3 protein-coding genes are annotated in these 2,565 nt (G+C 61.6%); 2 read left to right on the forward strand and 1 reads right to left on the reverse strand.

Translation table 11 applies throughout. From position 1 onward, the window contains the following. On the forward strand, positions 1–509 hold a 509-nt coding region (locus Q1K29_RS18340), incomplete at its 5' end, for a site-specific integrase (protein WP_300396819.1). A 242-nt stretch (positions 510–751) separates the two neighbouring features. Beyond that, entirely contained in the window at positions 752–1,366 is a 615-nt protein-coding gene (locus Q1K29_RS18345) for a helix-turn-helix domain-containing protein (protein ID WP_300396821.1), read from the forward strand. Between the two features lie 416 nt (positions 1,367–1,782). Here the strand turns inward: Q1K29_RS18345 and Q1K29_RS18350 are convergent, their stop codons facing one another. Then, positions 1,783–2,448 carry a recombinase family protein gene (locus Q1K29_RS18350; RefSeq protein ID WP_300396823.1) on the reverse strand — a complete coding sequence of 222 codons (666 nt, stop codon included), beginning with the start codon at positions 2,446–2,448 and terminating at the stop codon, positions 1,783–1,785. Between the last annotated feature and the right edge of the window lie 117 nt (positions 2,449–2,565).

Consider the following 2,565-nt stretch of genomic DNA (forward strand, 5'->3'; position numbering starts at 1 on the left):
GGTACGACCTGCCCGACGAGGACACCTTGCGGCTGGCCTTGATGACGAGTCCACACGAGGTGCGTGGACTGCTGATGATGTACGCAGGGCTGCGCATCGGCGAGGCGTGCGCGGTGACTTCGCAATCAGTGTCCGGCGACCGGCTGACCGTGGACAAGCAGGTTGTCCAACTGCACCGCACCGGGCATCCGACCGTGACGCGCATCGGCCCGGTCAAGACCTCGGAGGCGACGGTCATCATTCCCCACTGGCTGACCGGGCTCACGCTGACACTGCAAGGGACGGAGAAGCCGGACTGTGTCCGAGAGTCCTTGCGCCGGGCCGGTCGCAAGGTCGGTGTCAGTCTGACCCCGCACATGCTCCGCCACTGGTATGCGACGACGATGCTGGAGCGAGGAGTGCCCCTGCCGTTGGTCCAGGCGCAGATGCGGCACAGCGACATCAGCGTGACCCTGAGGACTTATGTCCAGTACCGCGCCGAAGGCTCTATTCACGACACCTTCGGATAAATAGGCTTAATGCACGAAATGCCCCCCACTAGGGTGCCAAAAAGTCTCTCTCCTAACACCTCGCAAGGTTGCTTGATAACGCTAGTTAAGGTATACTGGGGACATCATCTTGAAGAGATGCCTCTCCTGCCGGAGCATGGAATGTCACCCTAGTTTTCTTCTTTGAATAAGAAGCGAAGAAAGGACCTCCGTCGACCGGCAGCGACGGAGGTCCTTCACTTATCCAGAGGAGAAAACCAATCATGAATAGATACGAATTCGAGAGCGCCGTCTATGAGTCCAAGATGGACGCCCCGGCCAAGCAAGTCCTGCTCTACATGGCGCACCGCAAGAACTGGAACGAGGACACTGCCGCGTGGCCAAGCACCTTCACGATGGCCGCTCACACTGGCCTTTCACCGAGCACGGTCAAGCGAAGACTCGCCATCCTCAGGGAGACCGGCTGGTTGGTGCCGACAGGACGCACGGTCGGTCGCGGCGTCGTCGTGTACGACCTCCACGTCGGTCATCCTGACCCGGTAGTGGCTCAGTGCGATACCGAGGTAGGTCAGCCTGGGACAGCAGAGGTGTCAGTCAGACCTACAGAAGAAGTACAGGAACAAGTCAAGGAAAGTGAACAAGAAGAAGTATCAACCGGCGCAGCGGCGCCGGTAGTCGAAGAATCCTTCTCCCCAAGGAAGGATATGAGAAATCCTGACCAGTCCTCTTTGGAGGAAGCGGCGGAACGCCCACTCACTCGGGAAGAGAGGCGAGCGGAACGCGAATATCAGGAATTCATGGCTTGGGAGCGCAGAAACCAGTGGGAAAAGCAGCGACAGAAGGTGTCGGGCGCGAACACGACCGCGGACGCGTGGTGAGAGTCTAGCGAAATTCTGGACCGCTAACGGCACGGAGGTCCGGCGCAATTCTGGTAGGCCGTCAGAGCACCCACAGAGCGGCTCTGGCGGCACTCCTTCCCGCATGCATGGGCAGAGTGCTGGCAGGGTGAACCCATGATTGAGAGCAGGGCCAGTCGCCGCGAGGCTCGCAGGCCCAGAGCGCAGCAAGACTTCGGGAAAGCCGCCGAGGCCGTTCTGGACCTTCTGGAACTGGTGGAGATGTCCTGGCACGACTGCTACAGGCAGGTATCGCCAGACGACCAAGTGGTCGAGGACATCTTCACGGTCGCATCAGGAAGCGTGTCCGACCTGATTCGTGCCGCTCGGCTCGCAGTGGAGGACCACCGTGACCTCCGAGTGCAAGCCGACGCCCTGCGGCGCTGAGCGCGTGCAAGTCAGGCGGCAGATGCGTCGAGTTCGGCCGAGACGAGCACTGCCTTGACGGTCGAGGGATACCACTTCGCACCGCCGCGCGCGGTAGCGACTCCATCGCGATTCAGCGACTTCGCTATGCCAGCGAGCGTCTGCCCCTCACCCCGAGCAGCGACGATGCGAGCGGTGACCTCAGCGGGAAGGGTGCGCGGACGACCGAGCCGCTTGCCCTGGGCCTTCAACTGCTGCAAGGCGGCACTGGTACGGGCTCCGATGAGTTGCCGCTCATACTCCGCGAACGCAGCCATCACGTTGGCCATCAGTTGACCGCTCGGGACCGTGGTGTCGATGGCGAGGTCGAGGACGACCAGTTCCCAGCCTTCACGCTTGGCCCGGTCCATCAAGGTGGCGAAGTCGAGCAAGGAACGAGAGAGCCGGTCGAGCTTGGAGACAACGAGCACGGACGCCTGACCCTTGCCGAGCATGTCGAGCGCGGTAGCGATGGCAGGACGCGACAGGTTCTTCGCGGAGAAGCCCTCATCAGACAGGTACTCGATGTCAGTCCAGTTGCGTCGAGCCGCCTCAGCAGCAATGGCGTCCCGCTGGTCACCGAGTCCGAGTCCGGAGACCGCCTGCTCGTCGGTGGACACGCGCAGGTAGCCGATGACCTTGTCCGAGCGTCGCTTCATGCCCGCCAAGTTACACTAAACCCTCGTTTTATGTACGTATCCGCCTACACTTCTCGCGTGACAACCCTGCTCATGCCCGTGCCAGCGGCCATCGCCCAACTGCAACGACCAACGGGC

The organism is Henriciella sp. (assembly GCF_029937755.1).
GTDB lineage: Bacteria > Pseudomonadota > Alphaproteobacteria > Caulobacterales > Hyphomonadaceae > Henriciella.

Coding starts and splice junctions, on each gene's coding strand:
- Q1K29_RS18345 (WP_300396821.1), top strand. CDS start 752: ATGAATAGATACGAATTCGAGAGCGCCGTCTATGAGTCCAAGATGGAC.
- Q1K29_RS18350 (WP_300396823.1), bottom strand. CDS start 2,448: ATGAAGCGACGCTCGGACAAGGTCATCGGCTACCTGCGCGTGTCCACC.